Annotated in this window: 20 protein-coding genes; 13 read left to right on the top strand and 7 right to left on the bottom strand. The window is 71.2% G+C overall.

The annotated features are described in order from the left end of the window. Window position 1 precedes the first annotated feature (1 nt). Window positions 2-961: a deoxyribose-phosphate aldolase gene (deoC, locus tag ACFYTE_RS01265; protein ID WP_388704005.1), complete on the bottom strand. Its 960-nt coding sequence runs from the start codon at window positions 959-961 to the stop codon at window positions 2-4. A gap of 136 nt (window positions 962-1097) precedes the next feature. Here deoC and ACFYTE_RS01270 point away from each other — a divergent pair, with 136 nt between their 5' ends. Beyond that, a complete protein-coding gene (locus ACFYTE_RS01270; protein WP_388703210.1) occupies window positions 1098-1757 on the top strand; it encodes a PH domain-containing protein in 660 nt (219 codons plus the stop codon). A 172-nt stretch (window positions 1758-1929) separates the two neighbouring features. On the opposite strand, the gene ACFYTE_RS01275 is transcribed toward ACFYTE_RS01270, so the two are convergent. Next, window positions 1930-2691 carry a calcium-binding protein gene (locus ACFYTE_RS01275; RefSeq protein ID WP_388703212.1) on the bottom strand — a complete coding sequence of 254 codons (762 nt, stop codon included), beginning with the start codon at window positions 2689-2691 and terminating at the stop codon, window positions 1930-1932. 464 nt (window positions 2692-3155) lie between these two features. Between ACFYTE_RS01275 and ACFYTE_RS01280 the strand changes: the two genes are divergently transcribed. The 10 genes from ACFYTE_RS01280 (at window position 3156) to ACFYTE_RS01325 (ending at window position 15867) form a co-directional block, all read left to right on the top strand. Further along, the gene (locus tag ACFYTE_RS01280) at window positions 3156-3542 is read left to right on the top strand and encodes a DUF1508 domain-containing protein (RefSeq protein ID WP_388703214.1); all 387 of its coding nucleotides are present in this window, start codon (window positions 3156-3158) and stop codon (window positions 3540-3542) included. 264 nt (window positions 3543-3806) lie between these two features. After that, the gene (gene pstC, locus ACFYTE_RS01285) at window positions 3807-4748 is read left to right on the top strand and encodes a phosphate ABC transporter permease subunit PstC (RefSeq protein WP_388703216.1); all 942 of its coding nucleotides are present in this window, start codon (window positions 3807-3809) and stop codon (window positions 4746-4748) included. A gap of 14 nt (window positions 4749-4762) precedes the next feature. Further along, window positions 4763-6040, top strand: coding sequence for a phosphate ABC transporter permease PstA (gene pstA, locus ACFYTE_RS01290; RefSeq protein WP_388703218.1), 1278 nt, complete (start codon window positions 4763-4765; stop codon window positions 6038-6040). Continuing rightward, the gene (gene pstS / locus ACFYTE_RS01295) at window positions 6037-7767 is read left to right on the top strand and encodes a phosphate ABC transporter substrate-binding protein PstS (protein ID WP_388703222.1); all 1731 of its coding nucleotides are present in this window, start codon (window positions 6037-6039) and stop codon (window positions 7765-7767) included. Before pstA ends, pstS begins: the two co-directional genes overlap by 4 nt. After that, window positions 7764-10262, top strand: coding sequence for a hypothetical protein (locus ACFYTE_RS01300; RefSeq protein WP_388703225.1), 2499 nt, complete (start codon window positions 7764-7766; stop codon window positions 10260-10262). Before pstS ends, ACFYTE_RS01300 begins: the two co-directional genes overlap by 4 nt. 170 nt (window positions 10263-10432) lie before the next feature. Beyond that, window positions 10433-11449 carry a hypothetical protein gene (locus tag ACFYTE_RS01305; RefSeq protein ID WP_388703227.1) on the top strand — a complete coding sequence of 339 codons (1017 nt, stop codon included), beginning with the start codon at window positions 10433-10435 and terminating at the stop codon, window positions 11447-11449. A gap of 103 nt (window positions 11450-11552) precedes the next feature. Continuing rightward, window positions 11553-13013 carry an Ig-like domain repeat protein gene (locus ACFYTE_RS01310; protein ID WP_388703229.1) on the top strand — a complete coding sequence of 487 codons (1461 nt, stop codon included), beginning with the start codon at window positions 11553-11555 and terminating at the stop codon, window positions 13011-13013. An 88-nt stretch (window positions 13014-13101) separates the two neighbouring features. Then, complete coding sequence (locus ACFYTE_RS01315; protein WP_388703231.1) at window positions 13102-14043, top strand: sortase; 942 nt, start codon at window positions 13102-13104, stop codon at window positions 14041-14043. Between the two features lie 93 nt (window positions 14044-14136). Continuing rightward, complete coding sequence (gene pstB / locus ACFYTE_RS01320) at window positions 14137-14961, top strand: phosphate ABC transporter ATP-binding protein PstB (RefSeq protein ID WP_388704008.1); 825 nt, start codon at window positions 14137-14139, stop codon at window positions 14959-14961. Between the two features lie 162 nt (window positions 14962-15123). Then, complete coding sequence (locus ACFYTE_RS01325; protein WP_388703233.1) at window positions 15124-15867, top strand: hypothetical protein; 744 nt, start codon at window positions 15124-15126, stop codon at window positions 15865-15867. A gap of 257 nt (window positions 15868-16124) precedes the next feature. Here the strand turns inward: ACFYTE_RS01325 and ACFYTE_RS01330 are convergent, their stop codons facing one another. The 4 genes from ACFYTE_RS01330 to ACFYTE_RS01345 all read right to left on the bottom strand — a co-directional run bounded on the left by ACFYTE_RS01330 (window position 16125) and on the right by ACFYTE_RS01345 (window position 20724). Continuing rightward, the gene (locus ACFYTE_RS01330; protein WP_388703235.1) at window positions 16125-17318 is read right to left on the bottom strand and encodes a hypothetical protein; all 1194 of its coding nucleotides are present in this window, start codon (window positions 17316-17318) and stop codon (window positions 16125-16127) included. Window positions 17319-17469: 151 nt separating this feature from the next. After that, entirely contained in the window at window positions 17470-19101 is a 1632-nt protein-coding gene (locus tag ACFYTE_RS01335) for a phospho-sugar mutase (protein WP_388703238.1), read from the bottom strand. A gap of 130 nt (window positions 19102-19231) precedes the next feature. Beyond that, a complete protein-coding gene (locus ACFYTE_RS01340; RefSeq protein ID WP_388703241.1) occupies window positions 19232-20056 on the bottom strand; it encodes a purine-nucleoside phosphorylase in 825 nt (274 codons plus the stop codon). Between the two features lie 230 nt (window positions 20057-20286). After that, window positions 20287-20724: a gamma-glutamylcyclotransferase gene (locus tag ACFYTE_RS01345; protein ID WP_388703244.1), complete on the bottom strand. Its 438-nt coding sequence runs from the start codon at window positions 20722-20724 to the stop codon at window positions 20287-20289. 146 nt (window positions 20725-20870) lie between these two features. Here ACFYTE_RS01345 and ACFYTE_RS01350 point away from each other — a divergent pair, with 146 nt between their 5' ends. Both ACFYTE_RS01350 and ACFYTE_RS01355 read left to right on the top strand, forming a co-directional pair. After that, on the top strand, window positions 20871-22319 hold the full coding sequence (locus ACFYTE_RS01350; protein ID WP_388703247.1) for an NAD(P)H-quinone dehydrogenase: 1449 nt from the start codon (window positions 20871-20873) through the stop codon (window positions 22317-22319). A gap of 168 nt (window positions 22320-22487) precedes the next feature. Further along, window positions 22488-23444, top strand: a complete 957-nt coding sequence (locus tag ACFYTE_RS01355) for a DeoR/GlpR family DNA-binding transcription regulator (RefSeq protein ID WP_388703249.1) — start codon at window positions 22488-22490, stop codon at window positions 23442-23444. A gap of 239 nt (window positions 23445-23683) precedes the next feature. Here the strand turns inward: ACFYTE_RS01355 and ACFYTE_RS01360 are convergent, their stop codons facing one another. Beyond that, window positions 23684-24283 carry a TetR/AcrR family transcriptional regulator gene (locus ACFYTE_RS01360; RefSeq protein ID WP_388704011.1) on the bottom strand — a complete coding sequence of 200 codons (600 nt, stop codon included), beginning with the start codon at window positions 24281-24283 and terminating at the stop codon, window positions 23684-23686. Window positions 24284-24374: the final 91 nt, after the last annotated feature.

Consider the following 24374-nt stretch of genomic DNA (forward strand, 5'->3'; position numbering starts at 1 on the left):
GTCAGTCCACCGTTACGTAGTCGGGGCCGGAGTAGCGGCCGGTGGCCAGCTTCTGACGCTGCATCAGCAGGTCGTTCAGGAGCGAGGACGCGCCGAAGCGGAACCAGTGGTTGTCCAGCCAGTCGGCACCGGCGGTCTCGTTGACCAGGACGAGGAACTTGACCGCGTCCTTGCTGGTGCGGATGCCGCCGGCGGGTTTCACACCGACCTGGACGCCGGTCTGGGCCCGGAAGTCGCGCACCGCCTCCAGCATCAGCAGGGTGTTGGCCGGGGTCGCGTTCACCGCCACCTTGCCCGTCGACGTCTTGATGAAGTCGGCCCCGGCCAGCATGCCGAGCCAGCTCGCCCGCCGGATGTTGTCGTACGTCGACAGCTCGCCCGTCTCGAAGATGACCTTCAGCCGGGCGGACGTCCCGCAGGCCGCCTTCACCGCGACGATCTCGTCGTACACCTTCAGATACTTCCCGGCGAGGAACGCTCCCCGGTCGATGACCATGTCGATCTCGTCGGCGCCCGCGGTGACGGCCTCGCGCACGTCGGCCAGCTTGACGTCGAGCGCGGCGCGGCCGGCCGGGAAGGCGGTGGCGACCGAGGCGACCTTGACGCCGGAGCCGGCGACGGCCTCCTTCGCGACGGCCACCATGTCGGGGTAGACGCAGACGGCCGCGGTCGTCGGGGTCGTACGGTCCGTCGGGTCCGGGTGGACCGCCTTGGCGCCGAGCGCCCGGACCTTGCCCGGGGTGTCCGCGCCTTCCAGCGTCGTCAGGTCGACCATCGAGATGGCGAGGTCGATGGCGTACGCCTTCGCGGTGGTCTTGATGGAACGGGTGCCGAGCGAGGCGGCGCGTGCCTCCAGGCCGACCGCGTCGACGCCGGGCAGCCCGTGCAGGAAGCGGCGCAGCGTGCTGTCGGACGCGGTCACGTCGGCGAGAGCCTGCGCTGTGGGAGCAGAGGTGGGCATGGTCACCAGACGAGCATATCTACGCGCGTAGCGGCTGTACAGCCCCCGGACCGGCCCCGAACCCGGGCCGCGACCCCGCCCGCCGCCCCGGTACCGCGGATGAACGCCACCGACGGCGTCGGGCAGAATCGGGACCATGACGACCCCGGACCACCAGCCATCCGAGCCGCAGCCGCCGGTGCCCACCGCCAAGGACCGGGTGCACCGGTCGTCCGCGGCGATCGCCGGCGGGGTGGTGATGCTCGCCATCGTCCTGTGGCTCGGCATCGACGCGCTGTTCAACGGGCACGGCCGGACCCCCTGGCTGGCCCTCGCCACGATGATCCTCGTGGTGCCGCTGGTGGTCGCCTTCACCCTGCGCCCGGCCGTGTTCGTGGGCGAGGACCGGCTGCGGGTGCGCAACCCGTTCCGGATGATCACCCTGCCCTGGGGGGAGATCGCCGCCCTGCGCTCCGGCTACTCGAACGAGGTCGTCGCGAAGTCCGGCGCCAAGTACCAGCTGTGGGCCGTCCCGGTCTCGCTGCGGGCCCGCAAGAGGGCCGCCCGGCGGCAGGCCCGGTCCGAGGCCGCGACGCGCGACGGCGGCGGTGGCCGGTCCGGCGGGCCGAGCACGGGGGCCTCCGTTGTGGGGCGGGCTGAGGGTGATCAGGTTGTGGAGGATCTGCGGGAGGTGCTGGAGCGCCGGGGGAGTGAGGCGGGTGCTCAGGGTGAGGTCGTGGTGCGGTGGGCGTATGAGGTTGTGGTGCCGGCGGTGGCCGGTGCGGTGTTGCTGGTGATCCTGCTCGCGGTGGGCTGACCGGAGCGGGCGGCGCGCTCTGCCGTCGGTTGTCTGCGGCGGCGTCGTGGCTGGTCGCGCAGTTCCCCGCGCCCCTTCGGGGCGCTGTCGAACCGCTAGGGACTTCGCCGGGTCTGCTCAGGCTGTGATGCCGGCCACCCGCGGGGGTGGCCGGCACCGGTGTTCTCAGAGGTCAGCGCACGTCGACGAAGTCGCCCTTGGAGACGGCGGCCGCGGTGTCGGCGGTGCCGGCGTAGGACCAGCGGTAGTCGCCGTCGGCGAATGCGCGGACGGTGGCGGACACGGTGCCGTCGGCGGCGGTGTCGACGGTCTTGAGGGTGGTGTACGTGGCGCAGCCCTTGAGACGGAACTGCAGCTGCACGGGCCGGCCGGCCGTCGTGGCGCCGTACGTGCCGGTCGCCCAGTCCGCGTTCTGCACGCCGCCGGTGACCGTCAGGGTCCTGCCCCACTTCACCCGGTCCGGGGCGGCGACGCCGACGTGGGTGTCGCGCCGCAGGTCGAAGCCGGCGGCCTTCTCCAGGAATTCGGCGTCGCCGTCGGCGGCGATCGCGTAGGCGCTGACGCTCCAGGCGCCCGCCAGGGAGCCGTCGGCCGGCGCGCTGCCCGGGGTGAGGGTGAAGGTGAGGGTGCAGGTGCTGGTCGCGGCGGTGGTCGGACCGCAGGCCGCGGTCGCCGGAACGGTGCTGTCCTGGCTGGTGTACGAGCCGTGGTAGAGCGTGGCGTTGATCTGCTCGAAGCCGGACGGGTCGGTCGCGGTGACCTCCACCGTGACGGTTCTCGCGCTCGTGCCGAGGACGACGGGGTCACCGCTGTTGACGACGACGCCGGTGATGTCGGTGTCGCCGAACGTCTCGTCCGCGTGCGCGGCCGGAACGGCGAGGGCGGACAGGGCCACGACGCCACAGGCGGCGAGGGCGGCAGAGTAAATGCGCATGCGAATTCCTCAAGTTGTACGCCAAGGTCCGCCAATTCCCGGTCGGCGGGCCTGAATTGATGCCTGCAGCGTACTCACCTTGTGGAGATTTAGGAACGTTCTTGGCGGCGGCGTGAAGGGCGTCGCCGTTTTTCCGTCGGAGAAGTGCGGGCGAATATCGGGTGCGCCGATTCCATGGAAAACCGAAGGGGAAATTCAACTGGAATTTCAGCGGACCTGGTGACCACCTACGCGTACCCGCGGCCCGGCCACCGCCGTGGCGGAGCCGTCGCCCACGCCTCACGGTCGCTGTACGGCGGCCATGTGAACGAGGGGCAACTTTCCGATGAAGCATGCCGGGTACAGTAAAGACAGGGCAATCGTTGTCAATCGCGTCTCACTACTCTGCGGATGCCGCACAAATGACGATCCGTCGTCGAACCGTGCGGCCTTCCTGACGTCGGGAACCGCAGGGGTGGGGATGGATGGCGGCAAGACAGGGGGGCGCGGCCGTACCCGGCACGCGCTGTCAGATAGACATATCCGCAGACGGAAGTTACCTGTGGCGGCTCACCGCCACGAACGGGCGGGTGATCGCCGTGGCGGCCCTGACGTACCGCAGTTACGAGGAATGCCGGGCGGCGTTCGAGCAGATGTGCGCCCAAGTGGCGGGCTTAGCCGGGGGTGTGCACCACACCTCTGAGGGGAACGGCTGGGTCTGGCGGCTGCGGGACCCGGCCGGCGGCGCCCTGGCCGTGTCGTCGCGCGCCTATGAGCGGCACTCGACCTGCCAAGCCGCCTACGAACGATTCCGGGCGCTCCTGGCCGAACTGGGCTCGGCCGGGGTGATCGCGTGGGACGACATGCACTGACCTGACCAGCCGTCGGCTGCGCAGTTCACCAGCACGGGAAGGGGTCCGGGCCGCCGCACCGGCGGGCCCGGACCCCTTCGTTTCTTCACATCGCCGCGTTCACGTCAAACCCGGAAGTTGCCTGTTGGGGGTGTCTCGTTCACCTTTGTGTGCGCAGCAGTCCACTGGGCCTCAGGAGCGTCGGCACATGTGACGACGCGACTGTATGAGCGACCTGTGGCCCCGGCGGAGGATCCTCCGAGACGCCTGTACGCCGATCCCGGCGTGGCCGACCGCTTGTTCCGGGGCGTGCTGCGCGGGGGCGGCACCCTGGTGCTCGCCATCATGCTGCTCGTCGGCGGCTTTCTGACGTACCGGGCCTGGCAGGCGCTGTCGGTCGCGAAGTGGGGCTTCATCACCACCGAGAGCTGGGAGCCCGAAGGCGGCAACTTCGGTATCGCCGCCGTCCTCGTGGGCACGATCCTCGTCGCGCTCGTCGCCATCGTGTTCGCGGTGCCGATGGCGCTCGGCACCGCGCTCTACATCTCCGAGTACGCCCCGCCGAGAATCCGGCAGACCCTCATCAGCATCGTGGACCTGATGGCCGCCGTGCCCTCGGTGGTCTACGGACTGTGGGGTCTGTTCTTCTTCCAGGGCCACGTGGTCAGCCTGTCGCGCTGGCTCGCCACGTACTTCGGCTGGATCCCGGTCTTCGAGGTCGACGGCGCCGATCCGCGGGACCCGCTCGCCACCGCCACCGTCTACACCTCCTCCACCTTCATCGCCGGCATGGTCGTGTCCCTGATGGTCGCGCCGATCATCTGCTCGGTGATGCGGGAGGTGTTCTCGCAGGCCCCGGTCGGCGAGCGGGAGGGCGCGTACGCGCTCGGCGCGAACCGCTGGGGCATGATCCGCAGCGTCGTGCTGCCCTTCGGCAAGGGCGGCATGATCGGCGGCACCATGCTGGGCCTGGGCCGGGCGCTCGGCGAGACCATCGCCGTGTACCTGATCATCTCGCCGGTGTTCAAGATCCAGCCGCACATCCTGCAGAACGGCACCAGCTCCGTCTCCTCGTTGATCGCCCTGCGCTACGGCGAGGCCAGTCCCATCGGCATGTCGGCGCTGATGGCCGCGGGCCTCGCGCTCTTCCTGCTGACCCTCGTCGTCAACTTCGTCGCGTCGTCGATCGTCGCCCGCAGCCGTTCCGGCGCGACGAGCGACTCTTGAGGAGACCGAGCCCGATGACCGTCACCACCGCACAGAGCCCGCCCGGCGACCAGGGGCCGCAGCCGAACCCGGCGGAACCGCCCGAGCCGCCGGTGGCGGGCACCACCCTGCCCGCGCGCCGCAGGACGCTCACCGAGTCACGCCGCAACCTGGCCACGCTGCGCGCCACCGACGTGTACGCCATGCTCGGTGCCGGCGCCGCGTCCCTCTGCGTCACCTGGCTGATGTTCGACCGGCTGCTGCCCTTCAACGGCGCCCTGGGCTTCGTCGTCGTCGCCTACCTGCTCTTCCTCGGCCTGTACGCGCTGCTGGTCTCCTTCGACGAGGACGGGCCCGCGGTGCGCGACCGGGTGGCCGCAGCCGTCGTCCAGAGCCTCGGCGTGGTGATGCTGGCCGTGCTGGCGTTCGTGGTCGTCTACACCCTCTACGAAGGCCGCGAGGCGCTGCCGCACCTGAACTTCTACACCGAGTCGATGGCCGACGCGGGCCCGATCGAGCCGCTCGACGTCGGCGGCGTCCTGCACGCGATCGTCGGCACCCTGTGGCAGATCTCCATCGCCCTGCTGATCTGCATCCCGGCCGGGCTGGTGTGCGCGGTCTTCCTGAACGAGGTACCGGGGGCGTTCAGCCGGTTCGTCCGCACCATGGTCGAGGCGATGACGGCTCTGCCGTCCATCGTCGCCGGCCTGTTCATCTACGCGACCTTCATCCTGGCGCTGGGCTTCGACCGCTCCGGCCTCGCCGCCGCGCTGGCGATCTCCGTGATGATGCTGCCGATCATCATCCGCGCGGCGGACGTGGTGATCCGGCTGGTCCCGGGGACGCTGCGCGAGGCGTCGTACGCCCTCGGCACCTCGCGGTGGCGCACGGTGTGGCACGTCGTGCTGCCCACCTCGCGGTCCGGACTGACGACGGCGATCATCCTGGGCACGGCCCGCGGGGTGGGGGAGACCTCGCCGGTCCTGCTGACCGCCGGCTACACCGCGGAGCTGAACACCAATCCGTTCCACGACCCGATGGTGTCGCTGCCGCTGGCGGCCTTCGAACTCGTCAAGTCCCCCGAGCCCACCTACATCGCCCGCGGCTTCGGCACCGCGGCGGTGCTTCTCGTGCTGGTGCTGATCCTGTTCGTCCTGGCCCGCATCCTCGGCGGGCGCGGACCGGGCCGGCTGACCCGCCGTCAGGAACACCGCCGGGTCAGGGCCTCCCGACGTGACGCGAAGCGTTTCGCGGCGCACGCCCCCGCAGACCGGCCGTCAGACAGTCCCGCACCGACGAGGAGCACCCCGTGATACCCGCACTTGTCCGTCGTCGTCCGCGCGCTACGCGCGTGTACCAGGCGCTGGCGCTGCTCGTCGCCGCGGTCTGCGCGCTGATCGCCGTCCATCCGCCGAACGCCTTCGCGGACACCTACACCAAGATCAGCGGCTCCGGTTCGACCTGGAGCTCCAACGCGATCGAACAGTGGCGCCGCAACGTCCGCCAGCAGGGCATGACGGTGAACTACTCGGCGGTCGGCTCGTCGGTCGGCCGCCAGCAGTTCAAGAACGGCACCTCCGACTTCGGTGTGTCCGAGATCCCCTACGGGCTCAACGACCTCGGCCAGTCGGACCCGCCGCCGACGCGCAAGTACGCCTACATGCCGATCGTGGCCGGTGGTACGTCGTTCATGTACAACCTGAAGATCGGCGGCCGGCAGGTCACCAACCTCCGGCTGTCAGGTGAGGTCCTGACCAAGATCTTCACCGGCAGGCTGACGATGTGGAACGCGCCGGAGATCAAGGCGGACAACCCCCGGCTGAACCTGCCGGCCCGCCGGATCGTCCCGGTGGTCCGCTCCGACGGCTCCGGTACGACCGCGCAGTTCACGCTGTGGATGTCCAAGGAGTACGGCTCCCTGTGGAACGACTACTGCCGCCGGGCGGGCAAGTCGACGCCGTGCGGTCTGACCTCGTACTTCCCGGTGATCCCCGGGTCCGGCTTCGTCGCCCAGTCCCAGTCGCTCGGCGTCGCGGGCTATGTCAAGCAGTCCCAGGCCGAGGGCGCCATCACCTATGTCGAGTACTCGTACGCCAGGAACGCGGGATTCCCGGTGTCCAAGGTCCTCAACCACTCCGGCTACTACGTCGAACCGACCGCTTCCAGCGTGGCGGTCGCCCTGACCAAGGCCGAGATCAACAATGACCCGCGCTCCGCGAACTACCTGACCCAGAAGCTGGACAACGTCTACACCTTCGGGGACAAGCGCACCTACCCGCTCTCCAGCTACAGCTACATGATCATCCCGACCAAGGAGGAGAGCGGCTTCACCAAGGCCAAGGGGAGGACCCTCAGCGCCTTCAACAACTACTTCCTCTGCGACGGCCAGCAACAGGCCGACCGGCTCGGTTACTCGCCGCTGCCGAAGAACCTGGTGGAAGCAGCCATGGACCAGACGCGGAAGATCCCGGGTGCCGTGAGTGACAGCATCGACATCAACAAGTGCAACAACCCGACGTTCTCCGGCGGCAAGAACCTCCTGATCCAGAACGCCCCCTATCCGCAGGCGTGCGACAAGAAGGGCTCGGACCAGTGCGCCACCGGTACCGGTGGCGCCAAGACCCCCACGCCGGTCAGCAACGGTGGTTCCGGCGGTTCCGGTTCGGGCGGTTCCGGCTCCGGCGGCGCCGGCTCCACGGGCGGCTCGGGAGGGACCGGCGGCTCGGGCTCCACGGGCTCGGCAGGCTCGACGGGCGGCTCCTCCGGCGGTGGTACGGCGGGCAGCACCGGTGGCACGGGCGGGACGACCGGCGGGTCCGTCGTCGACCCCGACACGGGTGAGGTCCTCGGCGGCGGCCAGTCCACCGGCGACTCCTCCGTCGCCGCCAGCCCGGTCTCCCTGGGCGCGGACGACGCCCTCGGACTGCGGACGGCGCTGATGGCGCTGTCGGCCGCGCTGCTCGTCGGCGTGGTCGTCGGGCCACCGGCCGTCGCGCGGGTGATGGCCAACCGGGCGCGCCGCAAGGGCGGTGCGGCATGACGAAGCCGCTGACGGGGCGGCCCCGGCCGCGCATCCTGGTCGCCGTGGGCTGCCTGCTGGCCGGGCTCCTGGTGGCACTGCTGCCGGTGCCGCCGGCGACGACGCCCGCCGCGGCGGCGGCCGGCGAGGACTCCGCCGTGACGAAGTCGGGGACGAAGGGCAGGCACGACGACTTCTCCGATCTGAAGGTGACCGTTCACCAGACGAAGAACCTGCACTCCCAGAGCGTGCGGGTGAGCTGGGAGGGCGGGGCTCCTACGGAGACGGAGGGTTCGTTCAACCGCAACTACCTGCAGATCATGCAGTGCTGGGGTGACGATCCGTCCGGTCCCGACCGGGAGCAGTGCGTCTTCGGTGCCGGCACTACGGTGGGGGCAGGGAACGGCCGGATCGTGCGCTACGGGACCGGGACGGCCTCGGGTAGCGAGGACGACCCCGAGGAGGACGAGAAGTACACGGGCTCGTTCCCCTTCGTCCCCTTCCGCCCGGCCAACGGCGAGCCGCCCACCACGTCGTCCCACGACTACACCTACTTCGGCCTGCTGGACAGCAACGAGCAGAAGGCCGTACGGACCTTCGCCAACGGCACCGGCGAGACGGAGTTCGAGGTGCAGGACGGGGTGCAGGCGGACTACCTCGGCTGTGGTGTGAACAAAGCGGCCTCCGGCAGTACTGCCGCTCCGCGCCCTTGCTGGCTGGTGGTCGTGCCGCGGGGCACCCACGAGCCGAGCGGCAATGCGGTCACCGGCAGTGACAAGCTCGTCTCCTCGCCGCTGTCCGCGACGAACTGGGCCCAGCGGATCGTCTTCCGCCTGGACTTCCAGCCGGTCGACCAGTTCTGCCCGGAGGGCCAGCCCGAGCGGGCCGTACCCGGCTCCGAACTCGCGGACGACGCCGTCTCGTCGTGGGCTCCCAAGCTGTGTACGTCCACGGGGAACACGTTCACCTTCAACCGAGGGCCCGAGGCTGCCGCCAGGGACGAGGTGCTGGGCGGGAGCGAGGAGACGCCCGCGATGGGCGTCACCGTCGATCCGGTGGCTCAGCCGGGGGAGGGGCCGCGCGTCGTGCACGCGCCGATCGCGGTGTCCGGGCTCGCGATCGGGTTCTTCATCGAAGGCACGAACGGTGTGCTGCAGGACATGAAACTGACGCCGCGGCTCGTGGCCAAGATGCTCACTCATTCATATGTGCACGATATTCCCTGGACGAATGTCTGCAACCCGCCCACCTGTGAATCGGCCGAGGCGGACCACCTCAAGGGAAACCCGCTGTATTTCACCCAGGACAAAGAATTCCTGGACCTCAATCCGGAATTCGCCGACCTGGACCCCCAGGCCGACCCCATGAGCCTCATGGTGCCGCAGGGGGATTCCGACACCACGCGGTTGCTCTGGAACTGGATCCAGTCGGACAAGGCGGCGCGGGACTTCCTCTCCGGGAAGCCGGATGAACAGGGAATGCGGATCAACCCGTACTTCCAGGAGCTGAACCTGGCGGACGAGACCGGTCTGACCAACTTTCCCAAGTCCGACCCCACGGTGAAGCCGGCCATCAACGACTATCCGCCGCTCGGGTCGGCCAGCTACACGATATTGGACCTGGACCCGTACACGGTCGACCTGCACGACGGCGCCGTGAAGACCCGCCGCGGCAACAACGGCCGCACCACCGTGTGGCAGCAGCCGAACGACCAGGTGCCGGCCAAGGTCGTCAACGTGGCTCCCCCGCCGGGCCGTCGTGTGGTGATGGCGGTCGTCGACGCCGCGTCGGCGGCACGGTACGGGTTGCAGACCGCGGCCCTGCGCAACGCGGACGGCACCTTCGTGCAGCCCTCGGCCGGCACGTTGCAGGCGGCCGTCGGCGCCATGCGGCCGTCGCCGGACAACTCCGGTGTGCTCAAGCCGGATCCGGCGCGGGCCAAGGGCCAGGCGTATCCGCTGACCGCCGTGACCTACGCCGCGGCCTCGGTGGACCAGGGCGCCAAGGACCGCAAGGCGTACGCCGACTTCATCAGGTACGCGGCGGGACCGGGCCAGACCCAGGGCCGGGCGGCCGGCGAACTTCCCCCCGGCTACGCACCGTTGCCGGCCAAGCTGCGCAAGCAGGCCGAGGCCGCCGCCGTCGACCTGGAGCACGGTGACCCCGGGAGCGGTACCTCACCGGACGATCCGAACGCGAACGGCTCAGGGGGACTCACCGGCGGAGCGGGCAGCGGAGGGGCCGACTCCGGCGTGGCCGGCGGAGGCGGGTCCGGCGCGGGCGGGTCCGGGTCCGGCGACACCGGCGGGCCGACGTCCGAGGCATCCGTCGCGAACGGCTCGGCGCCCCCTTCGTCAGGGCCGCAACAGAATATCGGCCAAGCCAAACCGGGAATAACACCTGGCGACATCCTCGGTGTTATCCGCTGGGTTCTTCTGGCCGTCCTCTTTGTGGGCGGAGTATCAGGCCTTGCAGGCCCTGTGATGCTTCGCTATGCGCAACGGCGGACTCCCTAGGAGACACCTAGGAAGCCTTCCCGTAACCTTTCCCTCGTTGGGAATTTGTTGGTCACAGCGCGAAATTCTGGAAATGTATGCGGTGGCCGGCCGACGGGTCGGCAGCACGAAAATCCGGATTCAGCTTGAACGTCCAGTCTTCGGAAATCCAGAAACCAAGGGGTTCAGAAGTGAACGTCAAGTCTTACGCCAAGGTCGGTGCCGCCGTCGGTACCGCGGTCCTCGGTCTCGGCATCCTCGCCGCCCCGGCTTCGGCGGACCCGTCCTCGTCGACCGACTACCGCACCCTGGCCGCGGTCGGCTCGGACACCACGCAGTACGTCGTGAACGGCCTCGCCAACGGCACCGCTGTCGTGGACTCCACCGGCGCCAAGATCATCGCGTCCTGGGACGCCGTCACGCCGACCGGTGGCACCGACCCGTACAAGACCAAGGCGGCGGCGGAGTGCCAGTACACCCGCGCCCAGACCAACGGCTCCAGCAACGGCATCGCCCGGCTGTCCGAGGACATCACCAACGGCGGCGCCACCTGCATCGACATCGCCCGCTCCTCGCGCGGTCCGAAGGCCAGCGTGCCCGGCACCGACCTCACCTACGTCCCGTTCGCCCGTGACGCGGTCACCTACGCCACGGACCTCGGCAGCACCGTGCCGTCCGACCTGACGGTGGCGCAGCTGAAGAGCATCTACACGAACTGCACCTACACGGACGCGACGGGCGTGCACACGGTGGCGCCGCTGCTGCCGCAGGCCGGCTCGGGCACCCGCCAGTACTGGCTGGACTCCATCGGTGTCACCACTCCGGGTGCGTGCGTCAACGGCTCCGTCCAGGAGCACGACGGCACCGCGATCACCGCCGCCAACCAGCTCATGCCGTACTCGGTCGCGCAGTGGATCGCCCAGGGCAAGGGCCTGTCGGACGTCCCGAACCGTCGTGGTGAGTCGCGTCTGCGGAACATCGCGGGCCAGTCCCCCACCACCGGCTCGGGCTCCTCGATCGCGCTCAACACGAGCTTCATCTTCTCCCGCGACGTCTACAACGTCGTCCAGACGTCCCGGCTGACCGAGACCGCGATCTCCAGCGCGCTCTCGAAGATCTGCGCCGCGGGCACCGTCATCCAGAACTACGGCTTCGGCACCATCTCCAACTGCAACGCGCGCACCGTCACGGGTGGCCTGAACTCGTGATCGTCGTCTGAACCTCGCGTGACGGCCGGGCACCCTCCAGGTGCCCGGCCCCACGTGCTGTCCCGGTATCCATCAACCGACCGTCCCCCGGGGGGCCATCGCAATGACCTTGCTCCACCCGTTCCGAAGAGCGGCGGCCATCGCGGCCGCCTGTGCCGTGCTCGCCCTGGGCGTTGTGGCCCTGGTGGCGTCCCAGTCCCAGCCCGCCCGGGCGGCGTCCGTCGGCGAGTTCACCATGACGCCCGGCAGCGGCCGATTGAGCGATGCTCAAGGCGTCGGCGGATCCATCGAGATCCCCGGTGCGTGCCCCGACTTCACGCTCGAAGACCTCAACTTCACCAGCTACCTGAGCCTCTACGTGGTGAAGGCGGACGGCAGTGAGGCGACGGCGCTGAGGGGGATCAGCAACCAGGCCCCCTACGACGGGGCGACCTCCGGCGTTTCGCTGGCCGCAGCGGACAACCCCGGGATCGTCGTCAACAGCCTGTCGAGCATCATCACGGGCGACGGCACGTACGAACTGCGCGTACGGTGCGTCGACAACTACGACCAGTCGCCTCCGACGGACGCGTGGGTGCCCGGCGACCCCTACTGGTCCCAGAAGATCACCGTGACCGGCGACGACTGGGTGGTCGGCGAAGGGGCGAAGGCCACCAGCGTCGCGCTGATCAGTGATCCCGTCACCGCCGAGCCCAAGGAGGAGGTGACGTTCACCGCGACGGTCACGCCGACGGACGCGCCCGGCACCGTGACCTTCCTGGAAGGCGAAAAGTCGCTGGGCGAGGCCGCGGTCGCGGGCGGGAAGGCCGAGTTCAAGACGGAGGACCTGGCCGGAGGGGTGCACAACGTCGTCGCCCGGTTCACGCCGACGGATGCCACCAAGTTCGGGGCCTCCGAATCCACGCCCGCACGGGTGGACGTGCAGTCGGCGAGGGTCGAGATGCTGGACGCCGCATCAGGCGAACGGCTCACGAACAACCCCGAACTGAAGCGCGGCCAGACGGTGAAGCTCATCGTCCGCAGGTGCCAGCCGAGCACCACCTTCGCTATGTCCATGCAGAGGAACGACGCCGAGTTCCCCAGCGCGAAGTCCGACGCGAACGGCGAAGTGACCTGGGCGGAACTCACCGTCCCGGACGACGCGGTCGAAGGCCAAAGCGGGTGGGATCTGACCCCGAGCTGCAGCAGCGACGGGTCGGGCAGCGACGTGGACGCCGTAGCGTTCACCGTGCCCGCCCCCTCCGACGAGTCCCCGAGTGGTGACCCGTCGGGCGAGCCCACCGACGAGCCGTCGGACGAGCCCACCGACGAGCCGACCGACGAGCCCACGGGTGACACGGGCGGCACGACCGGCGGAGAAAGCACCACCGGCGGCGGTGACTCCACCTCAGGCGGCGTCTCAACCTCAGGCGGCACCTCGCCCTCCGGCGGCCTCGCCTCCACCGGTAGCCAGATCGCGCTGTTCTCCGGCATCGGCGCCGTCGTCCTCACCGCGGCCGGCATCGCCTTCGTACGGTACGGCCGTCGCAACGGTCTGCTGACCTTCGGCGAGCCCCGCGCGTAACGGCAGTCGGAAGCACGGGCGGCGGGCCCCACCCCGCCGCCCGCGCCGCCATTTCTCCCCTCGACACCTCTTCACAGGAGCGCTTCCCGTGACCGTGCTGTCCCCGCCCCCGCCGGCCGAGGCGCCGCCGGCGCCGGCGCCTTCACCCGAGCCCGAGACCGGATCCGGGCCGCCGCGGGCAGAGCGCGCCGGCTTCGCGTTCGCCGGGGCCGCGCTGTGCGTGCTCGCCGCCCTGCTGCTCGGCTTCGCCGCCAACCTCACCATCGCGGGGCACCTCCAGCACGCCCGCGACCAGCAGACCGCATACGACGAGTTCCGCCGCCAACTCGCCCTCGGCGTCGCACCGGTGGGGCAGCAGACGTACGACGGGAAGATGCTGACGCCCGGCGCCCCCGTCGCACTGCTGCGCATCCCGGCCCTGGGTCTGAAGGAGGTGGTCGCCGAGGGCACCACCTCGGGCGTGCTGATGTCCGGACCCGGCCACCGCCGGGACACCCCGCTGCCCGGACAGGCCGGCACCAGCGTGATCATGGGCCGCCAGTGGGGGTACGGCAGCACGTTCAACGACCTGCACCGACTGCCCGCGGGCAGCGAGATCGAGGTGACGACGGGCCAGGGCAAGGCCACCTACCGGGTCACGGGCATCCGCCGGGAGGGCGACCCGCTGCCGCCGGCCCTCAAGCAGGACGAGGGCCGGCTCACGCTCATCACCGCCGAGGGCAGGCCGTACACCCCGTCCGGCACGATCCGCGTCGACGCGACCCTGACGGGCGACGCGCAGCCCAGCCCGCCGCGCCCGCTCGCCCCCGGCTGGATCGACGACTCCGAGCAGGCCCTCGGCATCGAGGACGCCGCCTGGTTGCCGGTCTTCCTCTGGTCCCAGGGGCTGCTCCTGGCCGCCCTGCTCACCATGGCCGCCCACCGCGCGTGGGGCCGCTGGCAGACCTGGATCGTCGGCGTGCCCGTCCTGGCCGCGTTCGGTCTCGCCGTCTCCGGCGCCGCCACCCGTCTGCTGCCCAACCTGCTCTGAACGACGAGGAGTTCAACCATCATGTCCGACACCACCGACACCACCGACACGACCGACACCCTCGTCGACGAGATCCTCGACCCGACGAAGCGGATGACGGCCGTCAAGGCACCCCGGCGCGGCGCGGCCACCGCGCAGAGCGACCCGGCCACCCTGGAGGCCGACGCCATCTCCGCCTGGTTCGGCAACCACAAGGTGCTGGAGCAGGTCTCGCTCACCATGCCCGCCCGCAAGGTCACCGCGCTCATCGGCCCGTCAGGCTGCGGCAAGTCCACGTTCCTGCGGATCCTCAACCGCATGCACGAACTGGTCGGCTCGGCCTCCCTCTCGGGCCGGGTGCTCCTCGACGGTGACGACATCTACGACCGGGGGCGCCGCATCACCCACGCCCGCCGTCAGATCGGCATGGTCTTCCAGAAGCCCAACCCCTTCCCGGCCATGTCGATCTACGACAACGTCACCGCGGGCCTGAAGCTGGCCGGCGTCAAGGCGGGCCGCGAGGACAAGGACCGGCTCGTCGAGGAGTGCCTGACCAAGGCCGGCCTGTGGAAGGAGGTCCGCGACCGGCTCCGCCAGCCCGGCGGCGCCCTCTCCGGCGGCCAGCAGCAGCGCCTGTGCATCGCGCGCTCGCTGGCGGTCCGCCCCCGCGTCCTGCTGATGGACGAGCCGTGCTCCGCCCTGGACCCCACCTCGACGCGGCGCATCGAGGAGACGATCCACGAACTGTCCGACGAGGTCACCATCGTGATCGTCACCCACAACATGCAGCAGGCGGCCCGCGTCTCCGACCAGTGCGCCTTCTTCCTCGCCGAACAGGGCACCCCCGGCCTGATCGTCGAACACGGCACCACGGACGCCATGTTCAACAGCCCCCAGGACCCACGCACCACGGACTACGTCAACGGCCGCTTCGGGTGAGGCGGAGGCGGTCGCAGCATGAAGGAGTTCCGACATGGAGGTCACCGTCACGCCCGCTCGGGTGCCGTCCCCGGCGCGGCGTCCTCCGGGGGCCACGTGACCCGTAGGGAGCGACCCGGTCGTGCGGCGGCCCGTACCGGCGCTGTACGCGGGGCCGTCGCCGTGGCCGTGGTCGCGTCCTTCGCCCTGGCGGGGTGCGCCGTCTCCGGTGCCGGGGACAGGCCGCCGGCGGGGCCGCCCGCGAGCGCCCCGGCCACCGCCGCGGTCGCCGATCGGCTGCCCACGGCAGCGGCCGAGCCGCCGCCTTCCGGCACGCCGGCCACTCCGGAAGCCGCGCCCACGGCGGCCACCAGCCGTCCCGCGCCGCCTCCCGAGCCGTCCCCGAGCAGGCCCACCGCGGCTTCGAGGACCGCGCTGCCGGACCTGTCCGACACGGCGCCCGCGTCCCCCACCGCGCGCCCCGGCGGCACCCCTGCCCCGCCGTCACCGAAACCCTCGTCCGACGCCGGCACCCTCGGCGAGCGCAGCCAGGACGGCTCGACCACGCTGCGGATCGGCTCCTGGTCCGCCGAGGTCGTGCGGGGCGGCCAGGGCGCCGTGGACGCCTGCCGGGACGCCGTGCAGTGGACGGGGCCCGAACTCGGGACCGAGGACGGCTACGCGCTGCGTACCACCGTCATCGTGGGCCACGACTACTGCGGCTTCTCGCGGTTCGCCAAGCTGCCGGTGGGCACGACGGTCACGGCCACCACACCGCGCGGCACCTTCACGTACCGCGTGTACGCCACCTACGTCTCGCCCGGCCGCGGCACCCCCGCCCACGGCCTCTACTGGGGCGACCTCACGCTCCAGTCCTGCGTGGGCGAGAACACGGGCTTCAGCTATCTCGTGCGGGTCGAGCCGTAGCCGCCTCCCCGGTTGTTCATCTCCCCTTGGTCCTCAGGAACGGGCCAGGCGTCCCGCCGCGGGTGCTCGCTGCCTAGCATCGTGCGCGAGGAAGCCGGCCGACACCCACGCCCCGAGCGCCCCGAAGTCAGGAGTGACCCCATGTGCTTCCGGGGCGAGGGCCGACCCGTCGGCGGCAGGCTGACCGGCGGCGTCCCGTGCGCGGGCAAGCCGGACCCGCCGGCAGACCCGGGACGAGGGACCCGGCTCCCCGTGCATCAGGGCGCGCTCGGCCACACCAGCAGCATGTACGCGCCGCAGTACGCCGAACCCGCCACCGCCGCCACCAGCACCAGCGCCCGGTACCGGCGCGAGGCCCGGGACAGATGCACCGCGAGCGGCAGCAGCAGCGGGAAGCCGGGCAGCAGGAAACGGGCGCGCGGGAAGTAGACGCCGCCGCTGCACAGGACGATCACCAGCAGCACTCCGGTGAACACCAGCAACGGCACCGGCTGCCGGTCCCACACCGACAGCGCGAACAGCACCACCGAGACCAGCATCGTCAGGCTGACCACGACCAGGAACAGATCCGGCCGCGACACCTGCCCGAACAACTGGCGCAGCCGGCGCAGGGTCTCATGGCCGCCGTCCAGTTCGTTGTGCCACATCCGCTGCACGGCGAAGTAGCCGTCCCAGCGGCCCAGCCGCAGCCCCACCCAGCCGAGGTACGCGCACCAGCCCACCGGGGCGAGCAGCGCGGCGGCCAGCGCCCGGCCCGAGAAGCGGCGGCGCAGCGCCAGCAGGGCGGCGACGGAGACCGCCGCCGCCACCGCGATCCCGGTCGGCCGGGTCAGCCCGGCCAGACACGCCCCCGCACCCGCCCACAGCCAGCGCTCGTCCAGCACGGCGTACAGGGTCCAGGCGGCGAAGACCGTGAACAGCGACTCGGTGTACCCCATCCACTGCACCAGGCCGACCGGCAGCGCCGCCCACAGCGTGGTCAGCAGGATGCCCGCCCGCCGCCCGGCCAGCCGCTCACCGACGGCGTACACGCCCCACGCCGCGACCAGCGAGGCCACCACGGCGATCCCAAGGCCGGTGCTGGCCCGGCTGCCCGGGGTGAGCACGGCGACGGCCCGCACCAGCAGCGGATAGAGCGGGAAGAACGCCAGGTTGTTGTGGTCGAAGGCGACGCCCAGTTCGTGCGCGTACCCGTGGTCGGCGATCCCCAGATACCAGCGCGAGTCCCACTCCGTCGCCAGCATCGGCCAGAGCCCGTGCCCGCGCCGGTGCGCCCACACGGCCAGGAACAGCAGCCCCACGACGTGCACGGCGAAGAAGGCGGCCAGCGCCGGCGCCGCGCGCCGCAGCCCGTGCAGCAGCGCGCGGGAGGGGACACCGGCCGGTACGGGAGGCCGCCGGGTGCCCGGGATGTGTCCGCTGGGGACGGTGTCGGGGGCGGTCGAGGACACGCGGCGGCTCCAGTACTCGGCGGGCGGTACCGGTTCACCGTTCCCGCAGAGTGCGCCGGAGTGCGGCGGGTGCGTCAGCCGTGCCCGCGAAATCACCCTTTGGGGTGCACCCGTTCGTCCCGGGCGCACCCCGGAGGCGACCGCCGGCGCCTCAGATGCCGGCGGCCGCGGCCAGGTCCCGCTTGAGGGCGTTCAGCAGGCCGGCCGCGCGGTCCCGGGCGGCCGGCAGCCCGGCGTGCCCGGCGACCGGGACGACGGCCTCCAGATAGCACTTCAGCTTGGGCTCCGTGCCGCTGGGCCGGACCACGACCCGGGCGCCGTCGAGGGTGTAGCGCAGCCCGTCCGTGGGCGGCAGCCGGTCCGAGCCGCCGGCCAGGTCCTCGGCCCGGGTGACGGCGAGACCGGCCAGTTCGGCCGGCGGGTGCGCGCGCAGCCGCCGCATGGCGTCCGCGATGACCGACGGGTCCTGCACCCGCACCGAGAGCTGGTCGGTGGCGTGCAGCCCGTGCTCCACGGCCAGGTCGTCGAGGAGGTCCAGCAGGGTCCGCCCTTGCTCCTTCAGCTCGGAGGCCAGCTCCGTGACGAGCAGGGCGGCGGTGATGCCGTCCTTGTCCCGCACGCCCTGCGGGTCGACGCAGTAGCCGAGGGCCTCCTCGTAGCCGTAGCGCAGACCCGCCACACGGGCGATCCACTTGAAGCCGGTCAGTGTCTCCTCGTACGGCAGCCCGGCCCGCGCGGCGATCCGGCCGAGCAGCGAGGAGGACACGACGGATTCGGCGAAGGTGCCGGTGGCGCCGCGCCGGACCAGGTGCGCGGCGAGCAGCGCGCCGACCTCGTCGCCGCGCAGCATGCGCCACGCCCCGCCGTCCCGGACGGCGACGGCGAGCCGGTCCGCGTCCGGGTCGTTGGCGATGACCAGGTCCGGTTCGCTCGCGCGGGCCTGCGCGAAGGCGAGGTCCATCGCGCCGGGCTCCTCCGGGTTGGGGAAGGCCACGGTCGGGAAGTCAGGGTCGGGCTCCGCCTGTTCGGCGACCAGGACCGGTTCCGGGAACCCGGCGTGGGCGAAGGCGGCCAGCAGGACGTCCTTGCCGACGCCGTGCATGGCCGTGTAGACGGTGCGCGCGGTACGCGGCGAGCCGTCGGCCAGCACGGCGTCGGTACGGGCGAGATAGGCGTCCAGGACGGAGTCGTCGAGGGTCTCCCAGCCCCCGTCCGGACGCGGCACGTCGTCGAGCGAGGCGATCGCGTCGATCTCGGCGGCGATCTCGCGGTCGGCGGGCGGCACGATCTGCGTGCCCTCGCCGAGGTAGACCTTGTAGCCGTTGTCCCGGGGCGGGTTGTGACTCGCGGTGACCTCCACGCCGGCGACGGCACCCAGGTGCCGGATCGCGAAGGCGAGGACCGGGGTGGGCAGGGGCCGCGGCAGCACGGTCGCGCGCAGCCCGGCGCCGGTGATCACGGCCGCGGTGTCGCGGGCGAAGTCGGCGGACTTGTGCCGGGCGTCGTAGCCGATGACGACGAGCCCGCCGGTCCGCCCCTGCTTCCTGAGGTACGCGGCGAGACCGGCGGCGGCGCGGATGACGACCGCGCGGTTCATCCGCTGCGGCCCGGCGCCCAGTTCGCCGCGCAGCCCGGCGGTGCCGAACTGGAGGGTGCCGCTGAAGCGGGCCGCCAGCTCCGCGTGGTCCCCGGCGTCGATGAGCTTGGCGAGTTCCTCACGGGTGTCCGGGTCGGGGTCCTCGGCCAGCCACGCTCGGGCCCGCGCGAGGAGTTCGTCGTGCACGATCGGTCAACCTCCGTCATCTACAGCATCTACAGCGCCCCGAAGGGGCGCGAGGAACTGCGCGACCAGCCACGGCGCAGCCGCAGCCGACCGACAACACATCACGGCCCTCCCAGCGGAGCGCCACGTCCTACAGCCGGCCCAGCACCTGGGCCAGCAGTGAACCCATCCGTGTCGCGCTGTCGCGGCCCGCCTGGAGGACCTCCTCGTGGTTGAGGGGTTCACCGGTCATGCCCGCCGCGAGGTTCGTCACCAGCGAGATCCCCAGCACCTCCGCGCCCGCCTCGCGCGCCGCGATGGCCTCCAGCACCGTGGACATCCCCACCAGGTCCGCGCCGATCACCCGGGCCATCCGGATCTCGGCCGGCGTCTCGTAGTGCGGGCCGGGGAACTGCGCGTACACGCCCTCCTCCAGCGTCGGGTCGATCTCCTTGCACAGGGCCCGCAGCCGCGGCGAGTACAGATCGGTCAGGTCGACGAAGTTCGCCCCGACGATCGGTGAGGTCGCCGTCAGGTTGATGTGGTCGCTGATCAGCACCGGCTGCCCGGGCCGCATGCCCTCGCGCAGCCCGCCGCACCCGTTGGTCAGCACCACGGTCTTGCAGCCCGCGGCCACGGCCGTGCGCACCCCGTGCGCCACGGCGGCCACGCCCCGGCCCTCGTAGTAATGCGTGCGCCCGAGGAAGACCAGCGCGCGCCGGTCCCCGATGGCGTACGAGCGGACCGTGCCGCCGTGTCCCTCGACCGCCGGCGCCGGGAAGCCGGGCAGCTCGGTGACCTGGAACTCGGCGTCGGGGGCGCCCAGGGCGTCGACGGCGGGTGCCCAGCCGGAGCCCATCACGAGGACGACATCGTGTGTCTCGGCGCCCGTGAGTGCGCGCAGGCGCGTGGCGGCCGCGTCGGCGGCGGCGTATGGGTCGCCCTGGATGTCGTCCGGAAGAAGAGATGCGTTCACGCGGACGAGCGTAGCCGGTTTGTGCCTACGCGCGTAGATGACGGAGGTCAAGAGAATGCGATCGTTGTCTTGCCGTTTCCAAGGAAACGCTGCGCTGGCTGGGGAGGGAGGGAGGAGGGGCGTGCTGTCGTCGGTTGGGTGCGGCTTTGTTGTGGCTGGGCGCGCCCGCGCGGCGGAGCCGCATATGGATACAGCCCCGCGCCCCTTCGGGGCGCTGTCTGTGTGCTGGGTCAGCAGGGGCGTTTGCGTAGTTCCATTACGTAGTCGTGGGGGGCGCCCGCCGATTCCGCCGCGTCGGCGATCTCGCCCAGGTAGCGGGCCGACGGGAGGCCGCCCTCGTAGGCGTTGAGCACGTACGTCCACGCCGGTTCCTCACCGTCCAGCGTGTGCACCCGGACCCGCAGCCGCCGGTAGATGTCGAGCCCCACGCCCTCCCAGCGGTCCATGGACTGCTCGTCCATGGGGGCGATGTCGTACAGGCCGACGAAGACCTGGCACAGCGGGTCCTCGACGATCGTCGCCAGCGCGCCCTCCCAGCCCAACTGCTCGCCGCCGAAGGTCAGCCGCCAGCCGTTCAGCCAACCGGTGGCGCGCAGCGGCGAGTGCGGGGCGCGGCGGGACATCAGCCGGGCGTCGAGATTGCCGGCGTATGCGGCATAGAGCGACATGGGTCGAGGGTACGGCAGCGGAAACTTCCGTCCCCCGAATCCCTGGCACAACGTCCGTGCCGCCCGTTCGCCCCACCGGTCCCACAGATAACGGAACGCACACCACCGCCGCCCCGGGCGGTCCCCACCTTGAGGGGTGCGGGACAATGGGGTACGTGACTCGGATCGTGATCATCGGTGGCGGACCCGGCGGATATGAAGCGGCGCTGGTGGCCGCGCAGCTCGGCGCGGAGGTGACCGTCGTCGACTGCGACGGCCTCGGCGGGGCGTCGGTGCTGACCGACTGCGTGCCGTCGAAGACCCTCATCGCCACGGCCGAGGTGATGACCACCTTCGACTCCTCCTACGAGGAGCTGGGGATCATCGTCGCCGACGACACACCACCCGCGGAGCAGGCCGCCCGCGTGGTCGGCGTCGACCTCGGCAAGGTCAACCGCCGAGTCAAGCGGCTCGCGCTCGCCCAGTCCCACGACATCACCGCCTCCGTCACCCGGGCCGGCGCCCGGGTCATGCGCGGCCGGGGCCGGCTGCAGGGCATGCAGGCGCTGGACGGCTCCCGCAAGATCGTCGTCACCGCCGCCGACGGCACCGAGGAGACGCTGACCGCCGACGCCGTGCTCATCGCGACCGGCGGTCACCCGCGCGAGCTGCCCGACGCCCGGCCCGACGGCGAGCGCATCCTCAACTGGACCCAGGTCTACGACCTCACCGAGCTGCCGGACGAGCTGATCGTGGTCGGCTCCGGCGTCACCGGCGCCGAGTTCGCCGGCGCCTACCAGGCACTCGGCTCCAAGGTCACCCTCGTCTCCTCCCGTGACCGCGTGCTGCCCGGCGAGGACCCGGACGCCGCCGCCGTCCTGGAGGACGTCTTCCGCCGCCGTGGCATGAACGTCATGGCCCGCTCCCGCGCCGCCGCCGCCAAGCGGGTCGGCGACGCCGTCGAGGTCACCCTCGCCGACGGGCGGGTCATCACCGGCTCCCACTGCCTGATGGCCGTCGGCGCCATCCCGAACAGCGCCGGACTCGGCCTGGAGGAGGCGGGCGTCAAGCTGCGCGAGTCCGGGCACATCTGGACCGACAAGGTGTCCCGCACCACCGCACCCGGTGTGTACGCCGCCGGTGACGTCACGGGTGTCTTCGCCCTGGCGTCCGTCGCCGCCATGCAGGGGCGCATCGCCATGTACCACTTCCTCGGCGACGCGGTGGCCCCGCTGAACCTGAAGACGGTCTCCTCCAACGTCTTCACCGACCCGGAGATCGCCACCGTCGGCTACAGCCAGGCCGACGTCGACGCCGGGAAGATCGACGCCCGGGTCGTGAAGCTGCCGCTGCTGCGCAACCCGCGCGCCAAGATGCAGGGCATCCGCGACGGCTTCGTCAAGATCTTCTGCCGCCCCGGCACCGGGATCGTGGTCGGCGGTGTCGTGGTGGCACCGCGCGCCTCGGAACTGATCCACCCCATCTCGATCGCCGTCGACAACAATCTGACGGTCGAACAGATCGCGAACGCGTTCACTGTGTACCCGTCGCTGTCGGGCTCGATCGCCGAGGTGGCCCGCCAGTTGCACACCCGCAAGGAGGCCGGCGAGGGCTGACGCCGCCGGGGCCGACTCCCCGCTGGTCACGGGGAGTTGTCGGGCATGCGTACGGCATGGTCGGAACGGATAGGCCTTATACCACTTCCGACCCTGCCATGCGAACAACTTCTGTTATTCGGCGCAAACTGCTGAAAGCAGACGGTCGTTGGGGTTACTGTCAGTTTCGTGTTCGCTGCAGAACGTCGCCAATTGATCCTCGAAATGGTGCGAGCGAACGGAGCCGTGTCGCTCCGTGAACTCGCCCGCGTCGTCCAGACCTCCGAAGTGACCGTACGGCGGGACGTGCGCGCACTGGAGGCAGAAGGACTCCTCGACCGCCGGCACGGCGGTGCGGTACTACCGGGTGGATTCACGCGCGAGTCCGGTTTTCCGCAGAAGTCACATCTCGCGACCGCCGAGAAGACGGCCATCGCCGACCTCGCCGCGGGACTCGTCCAAGAGGGCGAGGCCATCGTCGTCGGCGCCGGGACCACCACCCAGGAGCTGGCCCGCCGGCTCGCCCGGGTGCCCGGACTGACCGTCGTCACCAACTCGCTGCTGGTGGCCCAGGCGTTGGCACACGCCAACCGCGTGGAGGTCGTGATGACCGGCGGCACCCTGCGCGGCTCCAACTACGCCCTCGTCGGCTCCGGCGCCGAACAGTCGCTCCAAGGGCTCCGGGTCTCCAAGGCATTCCTCTCCGGCAGCGGTCTGACCGCCGAACGGGGGCTGTCCACGTCCAACATGCTCTCCGCGTCCGTCGACCGCGCGCTGGTGCAGGCCGCCGCGGAGGTCGTGGTCCTGGCCGACCACACCAAGCTGGGTACGGACACGATGTTCCAGACGGTGCCGACCGACGTCATCACCCGGCTCGTCACCGACGAGCCCCCGGTCCACGACGATCGCGCCGCCACCGAACTCCAGGCCCTCGCCGACCAAGGGGTGCAGATCGCCGTGGCCGGGGCGGCGGGCAGCCCGGGGGGTGATCACATGCCCGCGCGCCAGCAGCGCCGGGACGTGCCGCTGCCCGGCCAGCGACGCGGTCAGGTCCCGGCCCCGGGACTGCGCACGGCCACGGTGCTCGGCGCCGACCAGCCTGCGGCGGCTGAGCGGGGGCGTGTGGCGGACTTGCGTAGACGGTGAGCTGCGCTGGGTTTGCCGTGATACGGCGTCGGTCGGCTGCGGCGGTTCTGTGACCGGGCTCCGTCGACCGGTGCGTGATACGCCGTCTTCCGTCTGCGGGTGTGTTGTGGCTGGTCGCGCAGTTCCCCGCGCCCCTATCGGGGTGCCGTCGGTCGGCTGCGGGTTCGTTTTGGCTGGTCGCGCAGTTCCTCGCGCCCCTTCGGGGGCGCTGTCGAACCGCAATCGACTTCGCTGGGTCCCTAGTGCGTCAGGCCGTGTAGCGTCAGGGTGAGGAGGCGGTCTGCCAGGTCTGGGTCGGTTGGTGACTCCGCCGCCGCCAGGCCGATCGCATGGGTGAGCTGGAGCAGGTCGCCGATGGTGACATCGGCCCGTACGGCGCCCGACTCCCGGGCCCGGGCGAGCAGCGCGCCGCCCGCCTCACGGATCGGCGTGCCACAACGGGCCAGCGCCGAACCGGAGTCGGCGGAGTCGGACGCCACCGACATCAGTGCCAGCGCCAGACCGCGATACGTCCCGGCGTGCGCGACCACCTCGCGCAGCCACGTCACCAGGGCCGCGCAGGGCTCCGGGGCGTGCAGCAGTTCGCGTGCGCGGGCGACGAGTTCGCCCACCGCATCCTCGAAGACGGCGCTCAGCAGGGCGTGCCGGTTCGGGAAGTGCCGGTAGAGCGTGCCGATCCCGACCCCGGCGCGCCGGGCCACGTCCTCCAGCGAGGCGTCCGTGCCGTGCTCGGCGAACGCGGCGCGGGCCTGCGTCAGCAGCCGCTCGTAGTTGCGGCGGGCGTCGGCACGCATGGCACGCGGGGCCCCGGCAGTCTCCTGTGCGAACACGCCCGCCATGACCTCCACCCGCCCTCTTTCCTCACCCCGGACTGCCTCCAGGATGCCATTGCGGGTGGGATCAGGGGCCGGGCCGCCCGCCGCGTCGCCG

Source organism: Streptomyces sp. NPDC004629 (genome assembly GCF_042873595.1).
Lineage (GTDB): Bacteria > Actinomycetota > Actinomycetes > Streptomycetales > Streptomycetaceae > Streptomyces.

Coding starts and splice junctions, on each gene's coding strand:
- ACFYTE_RS01350 (WP_388703247.1), top strand. CDS start 20,871: ATGGGGTACGTGACTCGGATCGTGATCATCGGTGGCGGACCCGGCGGA.
- ACFYTE_RS01300 (WP_388703225.1), top strand. CDS start 7,764: ATGACGAAGCCGCTGACGGGGCGGCCCCGGCCGCGCATCCTGGTCGCC.
- ACFYTE_RS01345 (WP_388703244.1), bottom strand. CDS start 20,724: ATGTCGCTCTATGCCGCATACGCCGGCAATCTCGACGCCCGGCTGATG.
- pstB (WP_388704008.1), top strand. CDS start 14,137: ATGACGGCCGTCAAGGCACCCCGGCGCGGCGCGGCCACCGCGCAGAGC.
- ACFYTE_RS01270 (WP_388703210.1), top strand. CDS start 1,098: ATGACGACCCCGGACCACCAGCCATCCGAGCCGCAGCCGCCGGTGCCC.
- pstA (WP_388703218.1), top strand. CDS start 4,763: ATGACCGTCACCACCGCACAGAGCCCGCCCGGCGACCAGGGGCCGCAG.
- deoC (WP_388704005.1), bottom strand. CDS start 961: ATGCCCACCTCTGCTCCCACAGCGCAGGCTCTCGCCGACGTGACCGCG.
- ACFYTE_RS01360 (WP_388704011.1), bottom strand. CDS start 24,283: ATGGCGGGCGTGTTCGCACAGGAGACTGCCGGGGCCCCGCGTGCCATG.
- ACFYTE_RS01280 (WP_388703214.1), top strand. CDS start 3,156: ATGGCGGCAAGACAGGGGGGCGCGGCCGTACCCGGCACGCGCTGTCAG.
- ACFYTE_RS01310 (WP_388703229.1), top strand. CDS start 11,553: ATGACCTTGCTCCACCCGTTCCGAAGAGCGGCGGCCATCGCGGCCGCC.
- ACFYTE_RS01275 (WP_388703212.1), bottom strand. CDS start 2,691: ATGCGCATTTACTCTGCCGCCCTCGCCGCCTGTGGCGTCGTGGCCCTG.